At 35.3% G+C, this 25410-nt stretch carries 23 protein-coding genes and 1 pseudogene; 15 read left to right on the forward strand and 9 right to left on the reverse strand.

Annotated features, from left to right (window positions below):
- Window positions 1-17: 17 nt before the first annotated feature.
- The 3 genes and pseudogenes from NKG37_RS02930 to NKG37_RS02940 form a co-directional block, all read right to left on the reverse strand.
- Complete coding sequence (locus NKG37_RS02930) at window positions 18-716, reverse strand: DapH/DapD/GlmU-related protein (RefSeq protein WP_169189232.1); 699 nt, start codon at window positions 714-716, stop codon at window positions 18-20.
- A 1219-nt stretch (window positions 717-1935) separates the two neighbouring features.
- A pseudogene (locus NKG37_RS02935) lies at window positions 1936-2688 on the reverse strand (glycoside hydrolase family 3 N-terminal domain-containing protein).
- Window positions 2655-3296 (reverse strand): DUF4309 domain-containing protein, encoded by a 642-nt coding sequence (locus NKG37_RS02940; protein WP_254415768.1) that lies wholly within the window; start codon window positions 3294-3296, stop codon window positions 2655-2657. Before NKG37_RS02940 ends, NKG37_RS02935 begins: the two are co-directional and overlap by 34 nt.
- Window positions 3297-3821: 525 nt before the next feature.
- Between NKG37_RS02940 and NKG37_RS02945 the strand changes: the two genes are divergently transcribed.
- On the forward strand, window positions 3822-4118 hold the full coding sequence (locus NKG37_RS02945) for a hypothetical protein (RefSeq protein ID WP_016202062.1): 297 nt from the start codon (window positions 3822-3824) through the stop codon (window positions 4116-4118).
- Window positions 4119-4256: 138 nt separating this feature from the next.
- On the forward strand, window positions 4257-5282 hold the full coding sequence (locus NKG37_RS02950; RefSeq protein ID WP_254415769.1) for a CdaR family transcriptional regulator: 1026 nt from the start codon (window positions 4257-4259) through the stop codon (window positions 5280-5282).
- A 71-nt stretch (window positions 5283-5353) separates the two neighbouring features.
- Here NKG37_RS02950 and NKG37_RS02955 read toward each other — a convergent pair whose 3' ends face one another.
- Both NKG37_RS02955 and NKG37_RS02960 read right to left on the reverse strand, forming a co-directional pair.
- Window positions 5354-6490 (reverse strand): glycerate kinase family protein, encoded by a 1137-nt coding sequence (locus tag NKG37_RS02955; RefSeq protein WP_212118439.1) that lies wholly within the window; start codon window positions 6488-6490, stop codon window positions 5354-5356.
- A gap of 15 nt (window positions 6491-6505) precedes the next feature.
- Window positions 6506-7807, reverse strand: a complete 1302-nt coding sequence (locus NKG37_RS02960) for a GntP family permease (RefSeq protein ID WP_169189234.1) — start codon at window positions 7805-7807, stop codon at window positions 6506-6508.
- Window positions 7808-8660: 853 nt separating this feature from the next.
- On the opposite strand from NKG37_RS02960, the gene NKG37_RS02965 reads away from it, so the two are divergent.
- The 7 genes from NKG37_RS02965 to NKG37_RS02995 all read left to right on the forward strand — a co-directional run bounded on the left by NKG37_RS02965 (window position 8661) and on the right by NKG37_RS02995 (window position 15610).
- A complete protein-coding gene (locus NKG37_RS02965) occupies window positions 8661-8981 on the forward strand; it encodes a hypothetical protein (protein ID WP_016202058.1) in 321 nt (106 codons plus the stop codon).
- A gap of 201 nt (window positions 8982-9182) precedes the next feature.
- A complete protein-coding gene (locus NKG37_RS02970; RefSeq protein ID WP_254416355.1) occupies window positions 9183-10232 on the forward strand; it encodes an ABC transporter substrate-binding protein in 1050 nt (349 codons plus the stop codon).
- 17 nt (window positions 10233-10249) lie between these two features.
- Window positions 10250-11197, forward strand: a complete 948-nt coding sequence (locus tag NKG37_RS02975; protein ID WP_016202056.1) for a nucleoside hydrolase — start codon at window positions 10250-10252, stop codon at window positions 11195-11197.
- A 4-nt stretch (window positions 11198-11201) separates the two neighbouring features.
- Window positions 11202-12023, forward strand: coding sequence for an ABC transporter permease (locus NKG37_RS02980; protein WP_169189235.1), 822 nt, complete (start codon window positions 11202-11204; stop codon window positions 12021-12023).
- A 6-nt stretch (window positions 12024-12029) separates the two neighbouring features.
- The gene (locus NKG37_RS02985; RefSeq protein WP_016202054.1) at window positions 12030-12818 is read left to right on the forward strand and encodes an ABC transporter permease; all 789 of its coding nucleotides are present in this window, start codon (window positions 12030-12032) and stop codon (window positions 12816-12818) included.
- A gap of 12 nt (window positions 12819-12830) precedes the next feature.
- The gene (locus NKG37_RS02990; RefSeq protein WP_169189236.1) at window positions 12831-13889 is read left to right on the forward strand and encodes an ABC transporter ATP-binding protein; all 1059 of its coding nucleotides are present in this window, start codon (window positions 12831-12833) and stop codon (window positions 13887-13889) included.
- 14 nt (window positions 13890-13903) lie between these two features.
- Window positions 13904-15610, forward strand: a complete 1707-nt coding sequence (locus NKG37_RS02995; RefSeq protein ID WP_169189237.1) for an adenine deaminase C-terminal domain-containing protein — start codon at window positions 13904-13906, stop codon at window positions 15608-15610.
- A gap of 166 nt (window positions 15611-15776) precedes the next feature.
- Here the strand turns inward: NKG37_RS02995 and NKG37_RS03000 are convergent, their stop codons facing one another.
- A complete protein-coding gene (locus tag NKG37_RS03000) occupies window positions 15777-16250 on the reverse strand; it encodes a hypothetical protein (protein ID WP_169189238.1) in 474 nt (157 codons plus the stop codon).
- A 482-nt stretch (window positions 16251-16732) separates the two neighbouring features.
- Here NKG37_RS03000 and NKG37_RS03005 point away from each other — a divergent pair, with 482 nt between their 5' ends.
- Together NKG37_RS03005 and NKG37_RS03010 are read left to right on the forward strand one after the other, a co-directional pair.
- Window positions 16733-17368 (forward strand): hypothetical protein, encoded by a 636-nt coding sequence (locus NKG37_RS03005; RefSeq protein ID WP_169189239.1) that lies wholly within the window; start codon window positions 16733-16735, stop codon window positions 17366-17368.
- A 176-nt stretch (window positions 17369-17544) separates the two neighbouring features.
- Complete coding sequence (locus NKG37_RS03010; protein WP_169189240.1) at window positions 17545-18411, forward strand: metal-dependent hydrolase; 867 nt, start codon at window positions 17545-17547, stop codon at window positions 18409-18411.
- A 267-nt stretch (window positions 18412-18678) separates the two neighbouring features.
- On the opposite strand, the gene NKG37_RS03015 is transcribed toward NKG37_RS03010, so the two are convergent.
- The gene (locus tag NKG37_RS03015) at window positions 18679-18852 is read right to left on the reverse strand and encodes a pilus assembly protein N-terminal domain-containing protein (protein ID WP_169189241.1); all 174 of its coding nucleotides are present in this window, start codon (window positions 18850-18852) and stop codon (window positions 18679-18681) included.
- A 289-nt stretch (window positions 18853-19141) separates the two neighbouring features.
- Here NKG37_RS03015 and NKG37_RS03020 point away from each other — a divergent pair, with 289 nt between their 5' ends.
- On the forward strand, window positions 19142-20257 hold the full coding sequence (locus NKG37_RS03020; protein ID WP_100525938.1) for an IS4 family transposase: 1116 nt from the start codon (window positions 19142-19144) through the stop codon (window positions 20255-20257).
- 212 nt (window positions 20258-20469) lie between these two features.
- Here the strand turns inward: NKG37_RS03020 and NKG37_RS03025 are convergent, their stop codons facing one another.
- The gene (locus NKG37_RS03025) at window positions 20470-21129 is read right to left on the reverse strand and encodes a DUF2264 domain-containing protein (RefSeq protein ID WP_205835669.1); all 660 of its coding nucleotides are present in this window, start codon (window positions 21127-21129) and stop codon (window positions 20470-20472) included.
- A gap of 95 nt (window positions 21130-21224) precedes the next feature.
- Here NKG37_RS03025 and NKG37_RS03030 point away from each other — a divergent pair, with 95 nt between their 5' ends.
- Window positions 21225-21761 (forward strand): MurR/RpiR family transcriptional regulator, encoded by a 537-nt coding sequence (locus NKG37_RS03030; RefSeq protein WP_169189242.1) that lies wholly within the window; start codon window positions 21225-21227, stop codon window positions 21759-21761.
- Between the two features lie 181 nt (window positions 21762-21942).
- Here the strand turns inward: NKG37_RS03030 and NKG37_RS03035 are convergent, their stop codons facing one another.
- Window positions 21943-22914, reverse strand: a complete 972-nt coding sequence (locus NKG37_RS03035) for an iron-hydroxamate ABC transporter substrate-binding protein (protein ID WP_224428093.1) — start codon at window positions 22912-22914, stop codon at window positions 21943-21945.
- Window positions 22915-23100: 186 nt separating this feature from the next.
- Between NKG37_RS03035 and NKG37_RS03040 the strand changes: the two genes are divergently transcribed.
- Window positions 23101-24138: a FecCD family ABC transporter permease gene (locus tag NKG37_RS03040; RefSeq protein WP_169189244.1), complete on the forward strand. Its 1038-nt coding sequence runs from the start codon at window positions 23101-23103 to the stop codon at window positions 24136-24138.
- The gene (locus NKG37_RS03045; protein WP_212118397.1) at window positions 24138-25154 is read left to right on the forward strand and encodes a FecCD family ABC transporter permease; all 1017 of its coding nucleotides are present in this window, start codon (window positions 24138-24140) and stop codon (window positions 25152-25154) included. The genes NKG37_RS03040 and NKG37_RS03045 overlap by 1 nt, the downstream gene beginning before the upstream one ends.
- Window positions 25155-25410: the final 256 nt, after the last annotated feature.

The raw sequence follows: 25410 nt of genomic DNA on the forward strand, positions 1-25410 counted from the left end.
TTTCTAATTATTTTTAATTAAACTAGTTCCCGTTCTCTCCTATCAGAAAGTCGGGTATCTTGAAAATAATATCCTTTTCTAACAGATGTATAAGGATAAACTATACAGTCTGGTTCCATCGAAACGCCTGGATTGGTCATTGAATATGCTCCAAATCTACAGTTATCTCCTATTACAGCTCCAAATTTTTTGCTGTTTACTTTCTGTTTGTTATTTTCATCAATATAGTAATACATATCAATATCTAATGAATTAATATTATTATTTTTTAAGAGAAATGAAGTAGTGCATGCGTGAGATCCAAAATTCACATTACTACCAATAATTGAGTAAGTAATGCAATTAAAATGAGCAATAGATGTATTATTAAGTAAGATACTTCTAGTTATTTCACTTGAATGTCCAATTATTGTATTAGACCCTATAATAGATCCATTTCTAATAAATGCGGATTTCCCTATTAAAGAATTATTTAATATAATCACTGGTCCTCTAATAAATGCATAGTCTTGTATAGATACTCCTTCACCTATATAGACAAGACCTTCAATCGTACAATTTTTTGCAATTTTAACATTTGGATGAATATACGATTCTTTTATATACTCGGTTATAATTCTATCCCCTTTTGTTACCAATTCATGTAAAGAGTGTCTATTAAAAATATCTAATAAAATCTCGTCTTCTATTTGTGAAAAAAATTTTTTATAACTCATAATCTTCCTTCTTTCGTTTCTCTTTTTAATATCTAACTAAAAAATTTTAATTACAATAGGGGATTTATGTAAATATGTCAGAAGTTCCTGATTAAAAAAACGAGTGAAAAAATAGTTTTAAATAACCACTTCTAAATACCTATGTAAAAACTATAAAGAATTAATAATAACTAACCAATAATGACCAGTTTTATAAAGTTTCCCCTCAGAGAATCAAGTGTCTTAAAACACAAAAAAGAGTTACTATCTCCAGTTAGAATGTTAATTGACTAAACAGAATCTACCAGAGGAACACTCCTTATGACTTCTATACGACAAAAGAGACCTATTAAACTTAATAATGGAACTATAACTACTCTTTAGTGCGAGAATACAAACGAATTCCTTTTAAAGTTAATCAAACGAGTAAAAAATGAGATGACATTCCGTCGTGAAAGTTGTTTTGGATAGCGAATTTAGTTCTATTGTAGAGAGCTTATTCGCAAATGATTTAAATCATCAATGAATTTAAATCATTTACATGAAGGAAAAGAAACATTATTCATAAAACAACCATAGGTAGTTTATTAGTGATTTCTCAGCAACATACATTGAAGCAAGAGATTAGATACTTCAAAAGAAAAAAATTTAATCTACACATAAAGGGCATGGTCGTAATCCGAAAGAAGTCCGGGAACATAGTAGTTCCGAATAAAGAACTTGTTTTGTAAATTATAATTTCACTATTAGCACTTCCCTCACTATTATCAAAATTCATTTAATATTATAACATGGAAAAATATAGAAGCAATACTTTTTTTTAGGAGGTCCTGATGTAAGTCGTATATTGAAGATAAGCTTCCTATAACCCAACTTTAAGAAGGATTCTATTGCATGACTTTGAAAAGGGTAAATTGGGTTGTAACCGAATTGGTAAACGTTTGAATATAACAGAGATTTTAAATTTGCAAAAAAATGTGTTTGTTCTCGGTTTATTAATACTTTTATTTGTGAAAGTATCCCAGCTAAGTTCAATTTTTCACACGCTATAATAAAACAAATATTAAAAAGGCTTCCTGAATAATTGCTTCAGCAAGCCAAAAATATATAGTATTTCCAGAATCTCAGTATTGTAAGTTTATTTTGCCCTACTGTTACATTCAGTGTAAGGCAAAATAAAGTAATTAGTCCACTCTGCTCTTTTCATATATATAAATTTTATTTATCAGAATTCAATCTTCTAATTATATTTATTTTCTACAGCTGTTTTAATTGATTTTATAACTGTGTGTATGTTTGTGTTATCATGCGCTACTAGTATGATGTCACTACCAGCTAAAATAGAATCCACTGCAGCTTCTCCAATCTCAAAATTATCCACAATTGCTCCCATAGTCATATCGTCTGTTATTACCACTCCATCAAACTGAAGTTGATTTCTTAATAAATCTGTAATTACCGCTTTTGACATAGATGCCGGATAGGTTTTATCGAGCTTTGGTAGTAAAATATGCGCTACCATCACAACATCGGCTCCATTATTAATCACATATTCAAAAGGAATTAGTTCTAGATTTTGCAACTGAGTTAAAGATTTGTTCACCTTTGGTAGTTGAATATGGGAATCCACTACGGTATCTCCATGACCCGGAAAATGCTTTACAACAGAAATGACCTTTTCTGCCTAAATACCTTTCATTACTTGTATCCCCGTATCATGAACTATATCAGCATTATTTCCAAACGATCTATCACCAATAACGGGATTTTCTGAATTACTATTGATATCAAGTACTGGAGCATAGTCAAGATTAAAACCAAACGATTTTACATTCTCTCCAATCTTCCTTCCAATCCTGTAAGCATATTCTTTATCATTTTTATTCCCAATCACCAGACTTGAAGGGGTATTTTCTACTTCTGGCAACCTTGAAATCCGTCCTTCCTCTTGATCGACACTTATAAATAGAGGAAGCTTATTCCATTTATTGATTTCTTTTTTGGATTTTTATTACTTTCGTCTGGCTTGTCTAATACCCATCTTAATCGATAAGAAGGAGGTGCATCATAGCTAAGAATAATTTGATTATAATTATCATCTTTATAATAACTTACCTGATCAGCTTTACCCAGCGTCTGGATAATGTCATTATAATGAACCTTTTTAACCTCTTCATTCCTTGTTCTAAAATCCGTTACTGTATCATTTTGATATCCAATCGTTATATATTGCCTATCATAATCTTCATAAATAGAATGATTGCTAGCTGTTTTGCTTGAAGGTTCTCCTAATATATCTGTGACTTCGTTATGACTAGTTTTGCCAACAACAAATGTTCCATAATCAGTTTTCCCTTCTTTTGCTAAGGAATAAATTCTTTCAATTCTATCACTTATCTCCTCCTTGTTAGAAGGATTTTCTGGTTCCATTACAGAAGAATTCGGTTTTGAAGATTGAGTGTCTTCTTGCAAATTATCCCCAATCCCCATCTTTCCATTTCCAGCCGCTAAATATATTCCGATGAAAACTATAAAACTGACAATTCCTATAGACAGAAGCCATTTTAAGTACAGAAACTTTTTTTTATTTTTTCTAGACACTAACACTCTCCTCCTTATCTTGGTATGATAGGAAGACAATTCAAAGACATCCTATCTTTTAGCCCCAAACTAAGTATTTAACCCAATACAGCTCCTATAACTTTTGTAAGTAGGACATACAATATACTTTTATAAAAAAAACATGAAGAACATGTTAAAATTCCATAAAAATTGGAGGAATCAAAGGGACATTTCTCCAGCTTCCCTCTGATTCCTTCCATTTTTACGATTACTCATTGTTAAATATTCTATACTTTTGAAAAAAATAATATCCTTTCTATATAAAGTGAAACTTCCATCAGTGGGGGTTTTCCTCCCTCCCCCTCTGATGGTTAGTTGAACCAATCGGACCTTTACGGACAGTTGATCTCCCACCTCTCTTCCCCGTATTCTCCTAAGCTTGAGGGGGAATCTTACTGTCCGTTAAGAGTGGGATAAATCTTCTATTTGAGTACATTCCCAATCAGTGATATAGTTTAATTTATAAAAAGACTATACAATAAAAACAAAAGGATTGGTTTTTTTATGCTTACGATTAGAGAATTACCTTTTGAAGCGATACAAATCTATCCCTCAAGTAGTTTTGAGGGACGAGAAATTTTATTTCGTGTCCACCATCATGATTATCAATTTCTTATTGGAAATTCTACCCACCCGTTTCCTTTAGGTGTTAAACATTTTTTTAAAGAAAAGGATATCTGCCCATTTTGCCATAAACTCATTTACGCTGTTCCTTTAGGACAACAACTTTGCTTAGAATTTCAGAAAAACTTGCCAGCACTTTTACAGTTTTTCCAAGAAGAATATTCAGATGCTTTTTAATGGTGCATGATACGGTTCTTCTGCTTCCCACAAACGAAACAGAAGAATCGTCCTAATTGTGTTTTATACTTCCTCGATTACACTATATAATAACAAGTATAGTTATTCTTTTTTTAAAAGGTAGGTGAACCAATTAATATGTATGAATTAACACCAAAACAGGCGCAAAAAATTGTAAATAAAATGATGAAGGATATTCCTTATAATATTAATATTATGGATAAAACAGGCATTATCATTGGAAGTGGAAATAAAAAGAGGATTGGCACGCTCCATCACGGTGCAGTTGCTGCCATCAAACAAAAAAAAATCGTTCCTATCGAAAAGGATGAAGAATTCGTTAAGAAAGGAATTAATCTGCCTATTGAATGGAATGATGATATTTTAGGTGTAGTTGGTATTAGCGGTGAGATCAAGGAAACTAGTCCCTTCGGAAAACTAGTTAAATCAACCGTTCTGTTATTAATCGAACAAAGCATCGCATCAGAAAAAGAAAATAGGAGAAAGAATATAAAGCATGATTTTTTCAACTTATTAATAGATCCTACTACCATTTATACAAAAGACATAACAGACCAGGCATTATTCTATGATGTTCACCTAAATAAGCCCAGCCAATTGGTGTATATTGAATTTCCCAAAAACGTTAATAAGTCAATAGTCAACAACTATCCTTTCTTTCAACCATATCAAAATACGCTATGCGTAGTTGTGCAAGAGCCAAACAACATAAAAGAACTACAAGAGCAGTTAGCTAAGTATCAAGACGTCTTCATTTCCATAAGTAAAATAAATGATAAGATTGCTGATGGGTTTCTTCAGACAAAATTAGCTTTAAAAGTATTAAAGGGATTATTTTTTCATCAGAAAGTTATTTTTTATGCTGATTGTGAATTTATTGCCGATCTATCCTATTCTTTGAGAAAAATAAAAAAAACAGCCCCTCAATCAGATTTGCTTGAAACAAACGATGAACTTATTAAGACCCTCCAGGCTTATCTTAACTGCAATATGAACATGAATGAAACAGCCAGCCAACTTATTGTGCATAGAAATACATTAAACTATAGATTAAATAGAATTCACAAAATTACAGGAAAAGATCCTAAGAATATATTGGATCTTTTAGAACTAATCTTTATGTTAATTAATCGTATTAAGTGAAGAAGCTGCTCCCAAGTCAAAGGAACAGCTTCTACCAAAAGCTTGCATAATTAATTTTTCTTCTTTCTTAGCTATTTTAATAGTCTAGCAATGCTTTCAGCGGTTCGTGCAACATTTACTTTTCCCTGAGCCAGCAACGTGTCAATGGAAGCTGCTCCAGGGACGATTCCAAAAATAGCGTCAAAGCCTTCTTCATACAAAACTTCCACGTCCTGACCAATATAACCTGCCAGTGCGATCACTTTCATATCATTGTTCACACTTTTAGCAGCTTGAGAAACTCCATATGGTGCTTTACCAAATTTTGTTTGAAAGTCAATGCCGCCTTCTCCTGTAAAACAATAATCTGCAGCTTTCAACTTTTCTTTTAAATTTGTATATTCGATTACAATCTCTATACCTTTCTTCATTGTTGAATTAGTGAAAGCCAGTAAACCTGCTCCAAGACCACCTGCAGCCCCCGCACCAGGCGTGTTTACTATATCCATTCCAAGATGCGCTTTTACCTTTTTAGCGTAGTGACGTAAGTTTCTATCTAAAATCTCAATCATCTCTGGTGTAGCACCCTTTTGCGGACCAAAGACAACTGATGCTCCATTTTCCCCACATAAAGGGTTCGTTACATCTGATGCAACCAAAATATTCACATTTTTCAACTGTGGAATAACATTGGAATCATCGATTGTAACTAGTTCATTTAAATACCCACCACCAAATAACAGTTCATTTCCATCTTCATCAAGAAATTTATAACCAAGCGCTGCGGCCATTCCTGTGCCACCATCATTAGTTGCGCTTCCGCCAATTCCCAGTATAATGTCAGTAATTCCTTGCTCTATACATTCCCTTATTAGTTCCCCTGTCCCATAAGTGGTTGTAATAAGAGGATTCTTGGTTTCCTTAGTAACATGATGGATTCCGCTAGCAGATGCCATTTCAATAACAGCCGTCTTTCCGTCTCCTAAAATACCATATTGAGCTAAAACCGCCGTTTGAAGAGGTCCTGTAACTTCCTTCGTAACTAGTGTTCCGCCTGTTGCATCTACTAAAGATTGAACAGTCCCCTCACCACCATCTGCCATTGGTACATGAATACATTCTGCATCAGGGATCGCTCTTTTTATCCCTATTTCCATAGCAACGCAAACTTCCTTGGCTGTCATACTTTCTTTAAATGAATCAGGAGCTAATAAAAATGTTTTCCCCATTGCTTCCACCTCGTTTTATAAGATAAATCCGTATAGGATTATTGCTACAATAGTCATGGTTAAGCCAACAATACTTTCATACCCTACCACTTTCATTCTGTCTGCCATACTCATGTTCATAGCATTACGGGTAACATGAAAATAAGTTCCATGTGGTAAGTGGTCGATTACAGTAGCACCAGTATGTGTCATCACTGCAGCAGCTATAGGTGCAACTCCAGTATTCAATATTGCTTCTGAAAATGAACCAGTTGCCAAAATAACCCCTGTTGAAGTAGATGCTGTTGCCGCTGCCATTAAAGTTCCTGCAATCGGCGCAAGGAATGTACCAGAAATGCCAGAGGACTCTACCAATGCAACTACTTGTGTAGGCAAGTCTGAAGCAGTAATCAATCCACCAATAGCACCTGCACCAATAATAATTAAAATGGTTGGAGTCATTCTATTTAAGCCAGCTGTACAATAATCTAGAAGCTTCTCTTTTTTACCTAATGCTAGCGTTCCGACGACTGCAGCAAAAGGCAAAATAAACAAGGAGTCAATATTCAGCTTCGTAAGAACCTCCATTCCAAGCATTGATCCTATTGGACTAATCATCAAAAGAACAATCGCGATAATTGGCGTTATTAAAGCCTTAGATAAAGCCGGAAGATTGGAAACGTTCGCTTTTTCTAGCTCCTCGGCCTCCTCATCTGTCACTTTAGTTCCTTTATACTTGATTAGAGATGCAAGGATTACTGTTACCACAACACCAAAAATAGCTGGAATCAGTCCTCCAATCATCACTTGGTTAACATCAAGCTCAAATCCGCCTGCCGCGGCAATTGTATTGGGATTAGGAGAGATAATATTTCCTGCTTTCCCACCTCCAGACAACGCAACTAAGACCGCAATTTTAGAATAGCCCATTTTGTTTGCTACAGACAGTGCAATTGGTGCAACAATCAGTACCGCTACTGGAATAAATACACCTACAGCTGTAATAATCATCGTAGCTAATGCTAAAGATAGCATTGCTTTCGTTCCACCGAGCTTATCTACAATAAACTTGGCAATTGTTTCTGCTGCCCCAGATTCCATCATAACACCCGCAAAAACACCTGCAGCAATAATACGGATAACCGTTCCTTGTACACTTTGTGTCCCTGATACTAAAATAGTAATTGTTTCTGTAAAATTAGCACCACCAATAAATGCTCCAACGATTGCTCCTAAAATAAGTGAATAGGTTGGGGCTAACTTAAACAAAATTAAAATAATTGCCAGCGCCAATCCACACAAGGCTCCAATCCAACTAATATCTAACCCAGTTGCCATAAATAATCCTCCTAATCTATTACTCTTTACAATAACGGCCTATTACATCCGAATCTCCCAATCAATAGTCCCTTTAAAAATATCATCCTGTATTCCGCTCTTGTTTCTCTACTGCTTACAAATTGTTGTATACCCCTTATAAACCATTTGCAACTAGACCACATTGAATACGTTTTCATTCTATTCTATTGAAAGCCCTTTAACAATTGATAAATCAACCAAAATTCCTTGTTCATTTGCACAAAACCTCAGTTAATAACCGATAAAATTAGCTCCTTAACCAATATTATAAAAATCTCTATTTTTTTTATCTCTTATAATGAAGACTTCCATCAGCCGAGGTTTTACCGACCGTTAAGAATAGGATAAATCAACAAGTATTGCTTACATTCACTTTACTTCCCCTATAGTAGGCAAAATAATTTCATCGAAAGCATGCACAATTTTTTCATTTACTTATTCGACCAAAAACTTTCGTCATTCCAATTTACGACCTACAGTTTCCATTCTCTCGTTTAATCTAAAATAATGTTAAAAAATCTTACCCCACACTAGAAAAATAAAAGATAATGTAATAAAGTTATGAATATACGCAATTTTACCAATATTAAAATTGCAATAAAGATACTAAAAACTCTATTCTGTTCCTGCTAGTATGCTCTATAGGTAAACAGAAGAACCGACCCTCCGATTCCTATAAAGTTCGTTTTTTTACTTCTTTAACTATAGAAAAAACGACAAAATAATATTTTTTTCACCAAAATCCGCACATTCTATTGAAATATCAAAAAATGATATGTATAATAACCAATATCAATAGTTTGGCAGGTGAGTTATCATCGACACAAATGAAATGAAGAGATTTTTATCTCAGGTATACAATAAAATTTCTAAGGAATTATTTGGTGCTGGTACGACATTGCTAAAAGTGACAATCGATCAGAATGTCATAACACTTCATGCGAAGCATCCTCGCGCCTCGCGCTCTGCTGCTTTGGAAGGAGAAGTGCCCAGCCTTAAACAAGAGGTTGACTTTCATCTGTCCTTACTTTTTAAGAAGAAGCTAAAAGAACATTTAGAAGTAGATACAAATTGGAATATCGAAGCAATTCTTAGGGATTATGATTCTTTCACACAGCTTGCTTTTACAAACATTGTATTAGATAAAAATTAAACTTGGATTTCTTCTTGGATTTATCTAAGTAGAACGCCACTATATACACAAGATAAGTTTAATCTTTGTTTACAAAGAAAAGACAATCTTAAGTAGAAGGATAATTCTATTTAAGCTTGTCTTTTTTTATTTTTTTTATAGCTTACTTGAAAGATAGTATACCAAACCTAAAAAATCATTCGGAGGGGTTCAAAAATGAAAATAAAAAAATTAGTTAGTGCAGTTGCAGCATCATCCTTCTTACTATTAGCTGCTTGTAGCTCAGATGACGCATCAAACGGCAGTAAAGAAAAGAAGGAAAAACTAGTCGTTTCCACTTGGGGCTTTAATGAAGATTTCTTCCGCAGCGAAATTTATGCACCATTCGAAAAAGAAAATAATGTAGAAATCGTTTTGGATACTGGTAATAATGCAGATCGCTTAAATAAAGTAAGACAAGGAAATTCCGATGTAGATGTCATTTTCCTTTCTGACTATTATGCACAGCAAGGAATTGAAGATAATTTATTTGAAACAATTGATCGTAGCAAGCTGTCTAATCTAGATAATATTTATGAAGTAGCAAAAGCTCCGCTTGGTGAAGAATATGGTCCTGCATACACCATTGCTCAATTCGGAATTGCTTATAATCCAGATGAAGTAACAAACCCAATTACTTCTTGGAAAGACCTATGGAGCGATGATTTAAAAGGAAAAATAACCATACCAAGCATTACATCAACTACAGGACCAATGATCGTAGATACGGCTTCCTTAGTTAGCGGTGAACCGACTTTTAACGAAGATAAAGCTTTTGAACAGTTAAAATCATTAATGCCAAGCGTTGTTAAAGAATATGGACAGACTTCTGAATATGTAAACATGTTTGCTCAAGGAGAAATTGCAGCTGGTCCCATCATGGAGATGTATTTTGCAGATTTACAAGAAGCAGTACCTAATGCTGAATTTGTTACTCCAGCTGAAGGCGGATATGCTGTTATGAATACAATCAACGTCGTAAAAGATACAGACCAAAAGGAACTATCTGAAAAGTTCATCAACTATATTTTAGGAAAAGACGCACAAGAGAAATCTGCAAAAAATAAAGTAGATTCTCCCGTAAATACGGAGGTTGTACTAACAGAAGAAGAAGCTAAAGGGCTAACATATGGAGAAGATGTTATTGCAAGCTTACACACATTAGATATGAAATTTATCAATGATAACTTAAAAGGTTGGATTGATCACTGGAACCGAGAGCTAGTTCAATAATAGAAAAGAGGGTCATCATGAAAGAAAAGCTAATATTGGATGTAGACACTGGCATTGATGATGCAATTGGTATTCTACTAGCAGTAAAAAGTAAAGCATTTGATATTTTGGGGATTACAACCGTGAATGGAAATGTCTCCTTAGAACAAGCCACTACAAATACATGTAAAATACTAGATTTAGTTAGAGCTGATCATATCCCTGTTATAAAGGGTGCTGCCACTCCCCTCCTTCGGGAAGCTTTCTTTGAACACCGCATTCACGGAGAAGATGGTTTAGGCGGAGCACTAAAGGAGGCAGCTGTTACTCACCCTGTGAGTGACGGCTTTGCTCCTGACTTTTTGATTAATTCCATTTTAAGCTTTTCTGGTGAAGTAACATTGGTGATGACTGGACCATTAACGAATTTAGCACTAGCCGTTAAAAAATGCCCGCAAATTACGAATCACGTAAAGGAAGTTATTTTCATGGGTGGTGTAGTAAAAGGACCTGGCAATGTGACGCCAACTGCCGAATTCAACAGCTATGTTGATCCTGAAGCGGCAAAAATTGTCTTACATGCAGGCTTTTCTTCCATCACTCAAGTTGGTCTGGATGTAACAAGAAAAGCACTTTTAACGAAAAACCATCTTGATTTAATAATGGATAAACCTTTAAAAGATTATATTACGCAAAGCACAAATGACTATCAACAGAAATACTATAACCGCTATGGAATCCATGCTTGTGCTATGCATGATCCACTAGCAGTTGGAATTGCCATAAACAAAAGAATCGTAGAAACAGAAAAGTATTTCGTCGATATTGAAACGAAAAGTGAGTTATGCGATGGTCAACTCGTCTGTGATTTCCAAAATCGTCTAAATAAGGAATCGAACTTATATGTTTCCTTAAAGGTAGATGATGATGCCTTCTTCCAGATGTTTATCGACATTTTAAATGGTCACTTTGAGGAAAGGGAGTGACGTCTTGAAGAAACGATATTTATATTTACTCTTGTTACCTGGTGTATTATTTTTAACGATTTTTTTAGTAATTCCAATCCTTTCTATGATTGGGACAACATTCAATGACGAAGGAACCTTTAGTTTACAAGGGTATATCGATTTTTTTAAGGATAAATACTTTATCGATATCCTACTTACTACTTTACGCGTTAGTTTACTCACTACCTTTATCTGTATTTTAATTGGTTTTCCGGTTTCCTATTATATTGCAAAGCTACCTAGCAAAAGGAAAGCCATTCTCTTGTTGTTTACCATTTTCCCATTGCTGACAAGCCCTGTTGTTCGCTCCTTTAGTTGGATGATTATTATTGGGAAGAATGGCGTGCTAAATAAAACGTTATTGAACCTAGGCCTTATTCAAGAACCACTGAACATTTTATATGCGCCAAATGCCATTATTATCGGTCTGGTTCACCTTTTTCTTCCATTAATAATCGTAACACTCGTCGGCGTAATGGAGAATATCGACAGTGATTTACTGCGTGCAGCAGAAAGCCTTGGTGCTTCCAAAATTGCGACATTTATGAAAATCATTGTGCCATTATGTGTTCCTGGCCTTGTTATTGGGAGTATTTTAGTGTTTGTAGGAAGCTTTACTGCGTATACAACACCTGCTTTACTAGGTGGAAAACAACGGGTTATTTCCACTTTTCTTTATCAAAATGCAATTACCCTAAATGATTGGAAGCTTGCCTCCATTGTAGCAACAATAATGATTATTTGTACCTTTATCATTATTGCAATCATGAATGGTGTTGCAAAAAAACTAAATCCAAAGGGGTAAACGTGTATGCAGGAAAAACATAGAGGATTGGCCCTATTTACTATCCTCGTTTTTATTTTTTTACTTGGACCACTTGTAATAATATCGATTACCTCTTTTGAGAGTGGAAGCATTCTGAAATTCCCTCCAGAAGAGTTTTCCTTTAGATGGTATGAAAATATTTTTAAAGTCGAGATGTTTTTAAGCACCTTTAAAACATCCATTATTGTTTCCCTAGCTGGAAATATTTTAGCTTTATTACTCGGAGTACCAGCAGCTTATGCACTGAGCCGCTTCAACTTTGCTGGCAAAGGAATCATCAATGCTATCTTTGTTTCTCCGATTCTTATTCCAGGAATTGTTCTAGGTTTCTCTTTTTTACGCTATATTGTTGTGACCTACAACCTTCCTATTTATTTATCCCTATTTATCGGTCATACGGTCATCATGCTGCCATTTATTATTCGTGTGATTTCTTCTAGTCTAGCAAACTTTGATTTTTCTATAGAAGAAGCAGCACTTAGTCTTGGCGGGACTCGAATCGGAACATTCTTTAGCGTGGTATTGCCGAATATTAAATCCGGTATCATTGCAGCTGTCATGATTGCCTTTTTAGAGTCCTTTAATAATGTAGATATATCCGTTTATATGACTGGACCTGGTGTAAGTACGTTCCCTATTCAAATGCTGCTCTATGTAGAAAATTACTTTGACCCTACTGTAGCAGCCATCTCTGTTCTATTAATGTTCCTTACTGCCATCTTTATGTTTGCAGTCGAAAGATTAATGGGCTTGTCTTATTTCACGAAAAGATAATGGAGGATAAAAATGGCTTTATTTACTTTAGAAAATGTATCTGTCGCTTATGAAAAGAAAAATATATTAGAAGATTTTAATTTAAGTATTGAAAAAGGACAGCTTGTTTCTTTATTAGGACCAAGTGGTTGTGGAAAAACAACGACTTTGCGCTTGATTGCTGGTTTTTTAGAAGCGAGTGAAGGAAAATTTATTTTTCAAGATAAAGATTATACAAAGGTTCCTGTGAACAAACGGAATTTTGGCTTTGTTTTTCAAAACTATGCACTCTTTCCCCATCTTTCCATTTTTGACAATATTGCTTTCGGCCTGCGTTTACGTAAAGTTAGCAAAAAGGAAATCGAGAAACGGGTTCAAAATATGCTAGAAATTGTAAACTTAAGAGGATTTGAACACCGCTTTCCTGGCGAATTATCTGGTGGTCAAAGACAACGAGTTGCGATTGCAAGAGCGTTAGTTATCGAACCAGACATTCTATTATTTGATGAACCGTTAAGTAATCTAGATGCGAACCTTCGCGTTAATATGAGAGTCGAGATCCGCAGAATTCAGCAGGAACTTGGAATAACTACAGTTTATGTCTCTCATGATCAAGAGGAATGCTTCTCCATATCAGATCAAGTTGCGATTATGAATAAAGGGGTCATTGAACAGCTAAGCGACCCTGCAACCATTTATAAATATCCAGAAACGAAATTCGTCGCTGACTTTATTGGATTTAAAAACTTTATTACATTTGATAAACGCACCGATCACAAGGATTATATCGAACTTGAAAAAGCTGGATTAGTATTTAGAATAGATCGCCATGCCCATATGGAAAATCCAAATAAAAAAGTTGGTGCCATCCGCCCCGATGATTTTATGATGGAACCAAGCTCAACCGCTATCCCAAAAAACGGCATGAATGGAACAATCAAAATTACAACATTCCTTGGCAGAAGCTATCAATATGTGGTGGAAACGGCCCTCGGTAATTTCACGATTAATAAAGAAATGGTTCAACCATTTAAAAACGGACAAGAAGTAACGGTAATTATTCCACAAAATCAAATGGTGCTTGTGGAATAAAGGAGGGGGTTTTCATGCAAGTTGATACACTCGTTTTAAACGGAACAGTATTCAATAGTTATTTTAAACAATTTAGAAAAGAAAATATTGCCATCAAGGATGGTAAGTTCTTTTATATCGGAAAAAAGGGGCAAGAATTTTTCCAAGCAAGGGAGATTGTTGATGCTGCTGAAAAATACATTGTACCAGGCTTAATTGATATTCATCTGCATATCGAAAGTACAATGGTAACACCTGCAACATTTTCCTACGGATTAATAAAAAATGGGGTAACAACGATCATTCCGGAACCCCATGAAATGGCCAATGTATTTGGAATTTCTGGTGTGAAAGAAATGATAAAAGCAAGCAAAAATGAAGTGGTCGATATGTTTTACGGTATCCCAAGCTCTGTTCCTGCTACTTCAATGGAAACTACAGGTGGTTCCATTGATATAGAAGATATGGAAGAGTTGTTGCAGACAGAAACTATCAAATGTTTAGGCGAAATTATGAATTACTATGATGTTCTTACAAAGCCTGATTGCAAAACCAATCAAATTCTAGATTTTGTTCGCGAAAACTATCCTGAACTAATCATTGAAGGTCATGTTCCTAAATTGTTAGATGTGGAATTACAAGGCCTAGCATTCGCTGGCGTTGGTTCTGACCATACTCACCAAACAGTTGAGGGCATGAAGGAAAGAATTGGAATTGGGATGTTTTTAGAAATTCAAGAGAAATCGATGACACCAGAAGTAATCGAGTATCTCATCGAAAATCCAGTAAAAGAACATTTCTGCTTTGTTACGGATGATGTTATGGCTGATTCCTTTCAAAAAAGGGGTCATTTAAATGTATTACTGAAGAAAGCTATTTCGATGGGACTGTCTATTGAGGATGCCATTTATGCTTGCACCTATACTCCTGCTCAACGAATGAGAATGTATGATAGAGGGGTCATTGCACCAAGTAAAATCGCTGATTTTGTGGTAGTCAGTAATATAGCGGACTTTTCCATTGATGCTGTGTATAAAGATGGCGAAAAGGTGTTTGATAAAAAACTACCATATGTGCAGAGCGCCCGTTCTAAACAATTTCCTGCCTCTTTCTATGAAAGTGTAAAACTCTCACCACTTCATGAAGAAGATTTTGAAGTGCGTATAGACACAGATAAGAATAGTGTAACCGTTCGTACCATTCATGTGCAAAATGGCTCTACTTTTACAGAAGAAAGACAAGATACACTGGCTGTGAAGGCGGGTAAATTGCAATGGATGGATAGCTCTTATTGTTTAGTGAAAACATTTGAACGTTACGGAAAAAATCAAAATAAAGCCCATGGCCTAATTGGTGGAGACATTCTAAAGAGAGGGGCTGTCGCAACCACCTATTCCCATGATAATCACAACTTATTAGTTGTAGGGAAAAATAAAGAAGACATGCAACTCGCTGCAAATGAAGTCATCAAAAACCAAGGCGGTATATGCTGTGTGCATAATGGAGAGATCCTTTCCATGGTGTCACTACCAGTTGGAGGCATTCTTTCTGAAGAACCTTTAGCAGTCATTGCTTCTCAAGTAGAAAAGTTAACAGATGCTTTAAAGTCATTAGGGTATGAACATTACAACGTAATCATGTCTTTAAGTACCCTTTCCTTGCCTGTAAGTCCCGCCCTAAAGATAACAGACTATGGGTTGATTGCAGTGAACGAAGGCAAAGTCGTTTCATTCGAAGTTTGAGAGAGATAAAAGGGCGTTCTTGTGATGAGAGTCAGTTGGATTTCGATTGAATTTTGATAGCTTAAAATTGATTGGGCTTCTAAAAAGACTTGTATACAGCTTTTTAGAAGCCACATTTTGCAATTAATAATATGGATACAATAGCACTAATCTCATGAAAATAAATTTATACTTCTTGCGATTTTTTATCAAAAAATAAATTTAGATCTGTTTTATCTGTATCTTCTGCTAAGGCATTATGTATACTATCCTGTAATAATTGCATCTTTTGTTTTTCAAAAAAAGGAACACTAATAACATTGGTTGTCCCTGATTTTTCAATTGTAAGTATAGTTTGTATACCATTCCCAACAATCCCTACACCTATTAGGAGTATAATCAATCCAAAAATACTGGAACTTAAAGAACCTAATCCTATAAAAAATATAATTAGTCCTAAAAGAATGCGTTTAATATGATATTTTGATGATAAAATAGCCCCAGAAATATTTTTTAAAGGAATGCTTTGTTGGTCTTTACCTGCTGGAATAAATCCTAATATTGTGTTTGATAGATTTGTTTTCACAAACCTACTATCGACTTCTACTTTTCCCTTAATCCAAAAGAATAATAAATTCATCGAAAATACTACTTCTCTCATTTCCCCATCTCCTCTTATTAAATTTTTTCAACAATAGTACAATATTACCATAAAATAAAATGAACGGTATACCTTTTATTGGAACAATAGTTAATTATACCTATATATTTCGACTCATTTCCTTTTTCTTAAGAGAAACCGTTTCTGCTATGAGGTGTAATGAATGTGAGCACTAAAAAAAGTCTTTTTTTCGAAAGAAATGAAGAGCAAGCCTATTTAAAAATAAAAATAAGATTTGTTTGGAAAGGCGCCCGCTCGACTCCGATGGGAGCTGCGAGAAAATTCGAAATAGCCCCAGAAAGCATGGCAATCGTCTCGGAAATCCATTACAATATCCCATTTTAATACTATGCTATTTTTAATCGTCAATTTATGCCGTATTTTAGTAGTCTCGAACCGTCCCTATGTTTCCCTCCAATAAATTGCTATAATGAAAGTAAAGTTAAATATTACTTAAATTAACATGTATTGGTGATGATTTTATGAACAGAATACTATGGGCTACTTTTATTTTTATTGTATTATTTTTAGGATTAGCAATAATGAGTGCAATGGAAGTATTAAATCAACCAGCTATCAATGGGATTTTTTCGATTCTACTTTCTGTCTTTATTATGTTTCTTTTAGATAGCTTCTTACAACTTCTTTCTAATAGTGAAACAAGATGGAAAAAGAAACATTATAAAAACCTTTTAGAATGGGTTGATGATGGAGGAAATGGCGGCAGAAGACTAGAACAAAATCTCTTTAAAGACATCAAGCCAAAATATAATCTTGTGGATAACCTTGAGCTTATAAAAGAGGCCTTTACTAAAATCGATAAGGAGAAAAGAGAGCTTTTACTAGCCTATTTTAGGGCACAAAGAAATACAGTCTCCCTTCCCGCCACAATTATGGCTATTTTTTCTACTCTATTCGCTGGAGTCCTTTTGTATTTCATTCAAAATCCGAGGATATTCAGCATAGAAATTACAGTAAATGCTGAATTTGATTTCTTTGTACAACTATTCACATGGATTTTCTTTTTCATCATTGTGATGTATCACCTTGTAAAGATGAATAAAAGAACATCCACCAAAAACGAACTATATATTGAAATATTAGAGAAAATAAAGTGAAACTTCCATCAGTGGGGGTTTTCCTTCATCCCACTGATGGTTAGTTGAACCAATCGGACCTTTACGGACAGTTGATCTCCCACCTATCTCCCTCTTATTCTCATGAGCTTGAGGAGGGAGTTTTACTGTCAAAGTGGGATAAAGTAAAGATTATTCGTTGCAAGAGCGGGGGAAATATGGATACTATTACACATACCTTATTTGGAGTCGGAATCTATCAAAGTGTCAATAAAGAAAAAATGAATAAGAAACAAAAATATGCCCTTCTTATTACATCCATAGGTGCCAGTCAAATCCCTGATATTGATGTTATATCACAGCTTTGGGATACTACTGGTCAATATCAGATGTGGCATAGAGGAATTACGCACTCTATTTTTCTAGCTCCTCTATGGGCATTATTCTTTTACATTATCAATCGTTTGGTATTTAAAACAAAGGGAATTCAATCCTATTTCATTGCACTTCTTGCAGTATTTATCCACAATACTAGTGATGTGTTTAATGCATGGGGAACAGGTTATCTCGAACCATTTTCATCTGTTCGATTAACTTTCGGTACGGTTCCTATCGTTGATTTAGTGATATGGTTCATCTTTTTATTAACATTTATCGGATCCAAGCTTTATCCTAAAGTAAAAACACATGTATTGTTCCGTATTGGCTGGGTGCTAATTGTGCTTCATATTGCTATTCAATCTATACAAGGCTCTATTTTATACAAAAATTATAAGACGGATTATCAGGATCTTGCACTATCCGCCAGCTTTGTCCCTTGGCATTTTACCGTTATTGGCAAAAATGACAATACAATTGATATTATTAATGATTCGCTTCTAACAAAGGCTGATTTCGTGGAGCGAATTACTTCTAGCAATGAGGCAGATCTTAATCTGTTATTTGCAGAAAATCCTGCTGCAGCTACTCTTTATAAATGGTCACCCTTTGTTGTAGTTGTAGATGATAATAATAGAATTGGCATATATGATCCACGATTTTACCGCAATGGTGACTCCTTTTTAGGGGAATATTGGGATAAGTAGCATGATACTATGTTTTTTATCTTTTTTCTTTCATGGAAACCATCGTATTTCTATTTAAATAAGAACAATAAAGCAAACGTCCAACAGTGGGGATGACTGCCCATTAAAAGTGGGATAAAAATGGCCAATCAGTGAGATTACTACTTCCTCGCTGATTGGCCATTCTAGCAATCGAGCTTTATAAAAAGCCTTTACGAAATAACTTCGTATTTTATAAGATTTATTCCAAAATTATTTTTTATTGTAAAATGAACAGCAATGTACCATTCATTTCGTCACCCTAACAACGATTGTATCCGTTTTTGCATTTTTCGTAGTTACAACCACACTTGTCGTACCAATCTTCTTCGCCAATAATAATCTTTCTTGGTTAATAGAGGCAACCGATTCATTTTTTGTAGATATTCTATAGTAAAGATATTTAAATTTTCTTTTCGGCAATTAGTAAATCCGTTAAGGTCATTCAATGCTTCAAGTAGAACATGTAAGAAATTACACATTCCTGATAAAACCTTATGGAACACGTTTTATAGGGAGCTAAAAAACTCCCTATAAAACGTGACTTATATCAGTAATTTATTTATCCAATTTCACTAGTGTTGCGTTAATTTAATTTAACTATTAAAAATACTTGAAATGTTCAATTTTATCATTTTATGCAAAGAAAAAGTCCTTTATAATGGATAAGTTAGGTGGTAACCCGTCCAAATCCACTAAAAAGGACTATCGCATGGACAAGATTACACGAAAAACTTCATTTGGACAATGGTTTTCACCAATAAATCTTCAATTATTTGAAGAAAACGTGAAAACGTTGAAATTAGATTTCTATACGAAAAAACTAACGACAGAGTCATTTCTAAAATTATTACTTTTTGCGCAGCTAGAAGAAGTCGAAAGTCTGCATGCGCTGAGCGATTGTCTTTTCGATGATCAACTGCAAAAGGGCATTGATCTTGATTCTATCAGTATTTCCCAACTCTCACGCCGTTTAAATGGCATGAATCCAGACTTATTCCAAAAGCTTTTCCTTGATTTAGTTTCACAAATTCATGCCAAAACGCACAACACGAAACTTGTGATGCCATTAAAAATCATTGATTCAAGCACATTGCCTCTCAATTTGACTAATCATAAATGGGCAAAATTCCGCAAAACAAAAGCGGGTGTTAAATTGCACTTACGCCTTGTGTTTATGGAAAAAGGTATATCCTATCCCGAAAAGGCCATTATGACAACGGCCAAAGAACATGACCGCGGTCAGCTTGAAGTAATGGTTGATGACAAGGAATGTATGTATGTGTTTGACCGTGGTTACTTAGACTACGAACGCTTTGATCGGATGACAGATGACGGCTACTTTTTCCTTTCTAGGCTGCGAAAAAACGCAGTCATACGGGAGGTTTACGATTTTAAACTACCCGAGAATACATCTGTTTTGTCGGATCAAATGGTGTTGATTGGTACGACGCAAAACCGTGCCGAAAATTACTTTCGTCTTCTAAAAGTGATTGATTCAAAAGGAAATGAGCTTCATTTAATCACAAATCGTTTTGATTTAAGTGCTGAAGAAATCTCAAAGATGTATAAATCACGCTGGGCGATTGAGTTATTTTTCAAATGGATTAAACAACATCTCCATATCAAAAAGTTTTACGGCCAAAGCGAATGGGCAATTCAGAATCAAGTGTTTATCGCACTTATTGTTTTTTGCCTGCATGTTCTCGCACAAATCGAGACAAAAAGTAAACGAAAAACCCTACAAATTAGCCGATATTTACGGGCAGCTTTGTGGAAACCAGCACATATTTGGCTTCGAAAGATTGAAGGAAAAACCATTCCTTAATAAACAAATTGTCGTCGTCTCTTAAGTCTAATTGTAAAAAAATTTCCAAATGGATGGATCCACCTTTAGTTGGGTATTTACTTTTTTGGCTCTTAACAGGGGACATATTTAAACTGAATATTCTAACAACATTTATGCAACACTAGTGATCCAATTTAACAAATAATTTTTTATTACCTACAGTAACTCTGTTTACATTCTAGATGGAAATTCTAGATACTATGATCAATGGCAATTTCTTCCCCTTGCCATATTTTTTTACTACTCCAGTCTGTATCCTTCTCTTTCCAAAAAGCAGCATTTTCAGAAATCCCCAATGGTAGAAATACTGCTAAACAAAGGTATAAACTTCCAATTCCAATATAGGATTCAGCTAAAGCAGGTTGATGTCCACATACCCCAGGCAAGAGCCACCCTTTTTCATCAAACGTCCCAGCTGCACGAATTCCCTTTTCAACCACAGCTGTTAAACCACATCTTACTTGAGCAGGCGTGACATTAGTAGGTAAGGAATCTTGCAGCGCTGCTTGAGCCAAAGCTTGAAATGCTCCAAATCGATATGTACTGGAACGACCAATCACAGGATAAGTTCCATCCGGTCCAATCAATCTTTCTTGAATAGCGGCATAACGGATAAACCGGGGTACCATAATTAGCAACGCAACCATTGAGAGGGCAAAAATTTGAATGCTTTTTGGAATAAAGCGCTTTAAAATTTTCTCTAAGTGAGAATAAACATAAATGGCAACAATTGCCGGAATTACTGTTCCAGAATAAGTCATTAAAACAGTCGGAATGCCAAGAAAATCAACAGTAGTTCCATTTTCCGTTACAAGTCCTACAAAGTTAGGCTCTAATAAAGAAATTTGCACGCTCTATCGGATTTGATGACTACTTTGACTTAAAAGATGCAGCGCCTTTTATTGAGAACCGATATCAAAATGATTTAAATTATGTCTCTAATATCTTGTCTTCTATTGAAAAATCAGGGACAGAAAGCTACTTTGATGCCATCATAAAAGATATTGAAGCATACAAAAAGCAAATTGATTTAGAAGCTATTGACAGACTAGCAAGGGATATCCTTCATTTCAAAAATGTTGCTTCATTTGGCTTATTATTCTCAGAATCAGCGGCCTTTGATCTACAATATAAATTAGCTTATAATGGGAAATTTATTGTAACCTTTCAAAGCGATATTAAACAAGAGGAATACATTGCAGAAGCAGAAGAGGATACGCTAATCATTATTTTTTCTAATTCAGGAAACTTCTTAGAAAAACAGCAACTTCGGGCAGGAACACCTAAGAAAAATGTATTTAAAAACACAAAAGCAAAAATCGTCGTCATCTCCTCCAATCCAAAGGTAAATGACTACGATTTTGTTGCCGATTCCATTCTCTTCCCACATCAAACAGATATCCAAACCCACTCCTTTATCTATCAAATCGTAATGGACATGCTCGTTTCAAGATTTCGATATTATAGAAGAAGGGAATCATAGGAACGGTTCTTGTGAGGACAATTCATGGAGTTTTATTTGTTTAAACTAAAATTCCTAGAAAAAATAAAACGCCAAGAAAAAGTATTCATCCCTTTTTCTTGGCGTTTATAATTTAGAGAAATGTCCTCAGTAGAACCGTTCCCCTGCTTTCCTCCACTACAAAATCAAAGAGTATATACTCTTATTTCACTAAACTTTCCACAACGTCGTCAATGATTTGTGTGTTAGCGATTGGACCGGAGTATAGCCAGCTTGAGTCTGGGCTGTATTCGTAAATATTTCCGTTTTTCACGGCCGGAATATTGGACCATAAGGAATCTTTTAATACTTCTGCTCCTTCTCCATCACTGTTAATTAGGAAAAGATGATCTGCATCAAGTTGTGCTAATTTTTCTAATGAGATCGCTGACCAGTTACCTGTTGCTGTAGCAGAAATTTCTTTTACAACTTCTGGTACTTTCAACCCTAAATCTCCATATAATACCGCACCGCTTGATACATTTTCTCCTACAATAAATAATTGATTGGATACAAGCCAGATTGCTGCTGCTGATTCATCCTTAATGGATTCTTGAATTTTTCCTTTTGCTTCTTCTGCTTTTTTATCATAGTCAGCTAGTACTTTTTCTGCTTCCTCTTTTTTCCCTACTACATCCCCTATTGTTTGTAATCTAGTACGCCAGTCATTATTATTTTCTTTGGCAACTACATATGTTGGAGCAATCTTCGCATATTGATCATATTTCGCCCCTTCTACTACTGAAGCTGAAGACATTAATACTAAATCAGGAGTAAAGCTAGATACTGCTTCGTATGGCAATGCAGAATCAATAGTTGGAACATCCTTTAAATATTCTTGAAGGTAATCTTGCACTCCTTTTCCTTCTTGAATGGACCATTGTGCAACTGGAGTAACTCCTAAGGCTACTAAGTCATCTTCTAGATAAGAACCAATAACACTTTTAGGCTCTGCTGGAACTGTTACTTCATTTCCGATTGCATCTGTTACTGTACGATCCTTCGCTTCTTCGGAAGATCCGTTCTCTTTATTTCCATTATCTTCCTTACTATTATTATTTCCACATGCTGCTAACACTGTGAAGACAAGTAATAAGCATGTAAATAATACAAACTTCACTTTACGGTTGTTCATTATGTATCCTCCTAATATGATATAACTAGATTATAAATGATAACGATTATCACTTTCAATATAAATATCGATTTTCAACTAATTTTATAGTAGAATTAATTAAAAAGTTTACCACCGTTATTTATTATTCGACAATTTACATATTATTATTATCTTTATTTTACCTAATTGGAAAGTGGGTTCTTCATGAGTAAAAGTCATTCTATAGAAAGTGAAAAAGCAACGGTATTTCGACCAAAAGCAGCAACTTTAGTTATTATTATTGGACTCATCTTGCTGTTTTTTTCTATTTGCATGTCCATCATACTAGGTGTCGCTGACATTAACTTCTCAACTGTTTTGCAAGGGATTTTTCATTATGATAGTACTTCAACCGCTCATCAAATCGTTTATCGTTTACGTTTGCCGAGAGCGCTTGCGGCAGCCTTTATCGGAGCAAGTCTTGCTGTTTCAGGTGCGATAATGCAAGGGATGACGAGAAATGCACTTGCTTCTCCCTCTATAATGGGTGTAACATCTGGCGCTATGTTTACTGTATCTATTGCATTTGCTTTTATGCCTTTTGTTTCAAACATGACGATTATGTTATTTGCTTTCATTGGCGCAGGTTTAGGTTCGGCTTTAGTGTTTTTAATCGGTGCTCTCTCCAAAAGGGGATTAACACCAATGAAATTAGCCCTTGCCGGTACTGCTATTAGTGCACTTCTTGGTTCAATTTCAACTGGCATCGCCCTTCGCTTTGATGTTGCAAAGGATATTAGCTTTTGGTATGCAGGGGGAGTCGCAGGCGTACAATGGATTAATGTTCAATTACTTATTCCCATAGCAATTTTAGGATTAATTCTTGCTTTTTTCATTAGCAAATCCATTACGATTTTAAGTTTAGGGGAGGACGTTGCTGCAGGTTTAGGGCAAAAAGTTGGTTTTGTGAAACTATTGGGTACCGTTGTTGTTTTACTTTTAACTGGAGCTGCAGTTGCAGTCGGTGGAACAATAGGCTTTGTAGGGCTTGTTGTTCCTCACATCGTTCGTTTTATTGTAGGATCGGATTATCGTTTAATTATTCCTTGTTCGGCAGTTGTAGGTGCTCTTTTATTAGTGCTGTCAGATGTAATTGCACGTTTAGTTCACCCTCCTTTTGAGACACCATTAGGAGCAATAACTGCTATAATTGGGGTTCCTTTCTTTCTTTATTTAGCACGTCGCGAAGGGAGAGGTCTATAATGCTTTCTTCAAATTCAACTAATAGGAAATTATATATCATTAGCGCTATTCTAATTGGGACAATTATTTTTGTATTTTTTCTTAGTTTAAATATGGGAACCATAAAAATTAGCCCAATAGAAGTGATAGAAACTTTTACTGGCAAAGGCTCCACTCAAAATTTTAATATTTTATATAATTTTAGACTCCCACGAACAGTCATTGCCATTTTAATAGGAATTGGAATGGCTATTGCCGGGGCAATTTTACAAGGTATTTCCAGAAATAGTTTAGCGGATCCAGGGATTATTGGTATCAATTCAGGTGCTGGCTTCGCAGTTATTCTTTATATCTTCTTTATTCAAGGAAGCTCTTTTCAAGCTGGTCCCTTATCTGTTTATATCATGCCATTTTTTGCACTGGCTGGAGCATTAGTTGCAGCCGCCTTAATATACATAATCGCATGGAAAGATGGGGTTACACCTGTCCGCTTAGTATTGGTTGGTATCGGAATTAATTCTGCTTTTGGTGCTTTAATCATCATTTTTCAATTGATGATGGATCCTCGTGATTTTACCCAAGCAACTATTTGGCTATCAGGGAGTATCTGGAGTGCAAGCTGGAGTTATGTTCTTGCCCTTTTACCTTGGATCCTTATTCTAGTTCCAATTGCAATGAGCAAGTTTCAATCAATTAATCTATTGCAGTTAGGAGATAACCTCGCAAAAGGACTCGGTGTTTCCATTGAAAGAGAACGAGGAATACTTTTACTCATTGCTGTCGGACTTTCAGGAGCTTGTGTTTCTGTCGGCGGAGGAATCTCCTTTTTAGGACTTCTTGCCCCACATTTAGCAAGAATGCTTGTCGGTCCAAAACATCAGCGACTCCTACCAGTAGCAGCACTAATAGGAGCCCTTCTGCTCTTAACATCAGATATAGTCGCAAAAAGTCTAATGGTTGGCTCAGAAATACCAGTCGGCCTTGTTTTATCCTGTTTAGGAGCACCATATTTTATCTATCTTCTTATTAAGGAATAAGGGAAGCAGAGGGGCGGTTCTTTTTGTTGGAATTCGGGGCTGGTTCTTGTGAGGACTATTTCGTTATTACAAGAGCCTCGATGTGTAAAAAAGCAGAAAAACAGCCCACAATAAGACCGAGACCACTGAAAAAGTCTTTTTTTCGTGCGAAATGAGGAGCAAGCATATTTGAAAGTGAAAATAAGATTGGTTTGGAGAGGCGTCCGCTCGACTCCTCTGGGAGCTGCGAGAAAGTCCGAGACCCCGGCGCTCGCCC

The organism is Niallia sp. RD1 (assembly GCF_024219955.1).
GTDB classification, from domain to species: Bacteria; Bacillota; Bacilli; order Bacillales; family Cytobacillaceae; genus Niallia; species Niallia alba.

Excerpts from the sequence above, each read along its gene's own strand:
- NKG37_RS02975 (WP_016202056.1), top strand. The coding sequence starts at position 10,250 with ATGAAAGAAAAGCTAATATTGGATGTAGACACTGGCATTGATGATGCA.
- NKG37_RS02945 (WP_016202062.1), top strand. The coding sequence starts at position 3,822 with ATGCTTACGATTAGAGAATTACCTTTTGAAGCGATACAAATCTATCCC.
- NKG37_RS02965 (WP_016202058.1), top strand. The coding sequence starts at position 8,661 with ATGAAGAGATTTTTATCTCAGGTATACAATAAAATTTCTAAGGAATTA.
- NKG37_RS03045 (WP_212118397.1), top strand. The coding sequence starts at position 24,138 with ATGCTTTCTTCAAATTCAACTAATAGGAAATTATATATCATTAGCGCT.
- NKG37_RS02950 (WP_254415769.1), top strand. The coding sequence starts at position 4,257 with ATGTATGAATTAACACCAAAACAGGCGCAAAAAATTGTAAATAAAATG.
- NKG37_RS02960 (WP_169189234.1), bottom strand. The coding sequence starts at position 7,807 with ATGGCAACTGGGTTAGATATTAGTTGGATTGGAGCCTTGTGTGGATTG.
- NKG37_RS02930 (WP_169189232.1), bottom strand. The coding sequence starts at position 716 with ATGAGTTATAAAAAATTTTTTTCACAAATAGAAGACGAGATTTTATTA.
- NKG37_RS02995 (WP_169189237.1), top strand. The coding sequence starts at position 13,904 with ATGCAAGTTGATACACTCGTTTTAAACGGAACAGTATTCAATAGTTAT.
- NKG37_RS02990 (WP_169189236.1), top strand. The coding sequence starts at position 12,831 with ATGGCTTTATTTACTTTAGAAAATGTATCTGTCGCTTATGAAAAGAAA.
- NKG37_RS03035 (WP_224428093.1), bottom strand. The coding sequence starts at position 22,914 with ATGAACAACCGTAAAGTGAAGTTTGTATTATTTACATGCTTATTACTT.
- NKG37_RS02985 (WP_016202054.1), top strand. The coding sequence starts at position 12,030 with ATGCAGGAAAAACATAGAGGATTGGCCCTATTTACTATCCTCGTTTTT.
- NKG37_RS03000 (WP_169189238.1), bottom strand. The coding sequence starts at position 16,250 with ATGAGAGAAGTAGTATTTTCGATGAATTTATTATTCTTTTGGATTAAG.
- NKG37_RS03040 (WP_169189244.1), top strand. The coding sequence starts at position 23,101 with ATGAGTAAAAGTCATTCTATAGAAAGTGAAAAAGCAACGGTATTTCGA.
- NKG37_RS03005 (WP_169189239.1), top strand. The coding sequence starts at position 16,733 with ATGAACAGAATACTATGGGCTACTTTTATTTTTATTGTATTATTTTTA.
- NKG37_RS02955 (WP_212118439.1), bottom strand. The coding sequence starts at position 6,490 with ATGGGGAAAACATTTTTATTAGCTCCTGATTCATTTAAAGAAAGTATG.
- NKG37_RS03020 (WP_100525938.1), top strand. The coding sequence starts at position 19,142 with ATGGACAAGATTACACGAAAAACTTCATTTGGACAATGGTTTTCACCA.
- NKG37_RS03010 (WP_169189240.1), top strand. The coding sequence starts at position 17,545 with ATGGATACTATTACACATACCTTATTTGGAGTCGGAATCTATCAAAGT.